1 protein-coding gene is annotated in these 279 nt (G+C 59.5%); it reads left to right on the forward strand.

Annotated features, from left to right (window positions below):
• Positions 1-279: NUDIX domain-containing protein (locus tag RTW80_RS29035; protein ID WP_312721566.1), on the forward strand; the 279-nt coding region annotated here is incomplete at both ends.

Raw genomic sequence — 279 nt, forward strand, 5'->3', positions numbered from 1 at the left:
GAGCAGGCGATTATCCGCCGCTGTCGCTTTGAAGTCGGCGCCGAAATCACAGACATCACCCCCATTGCCCCGGAGTTCCGCTACCGTGAAGCCGACCCGTCAGGGATCGTTGAAAACGAAATCTGCCCGGTCTATGCCGCCCGCGTAACGAATACCCTCGCAATCAATGACGATGAAGTAATGGAGTATCAGTGGGTGGAGCTGGACGCGCTATTCCGCGCGCTGGACGCCACACCGTGGGCATTTAGCCCGTGGATGGTGCAGGAAGCGAACACCGCG

The organism is Escherichia sp. AM3 (genome assembly GCF_032029835.1).
Lineage (GTDB): Bacteria > Pseudomonadota > Gammaproteobacteria > Enterobacterales > Enterobacteriaceae > Escherichia > Escherichia coli.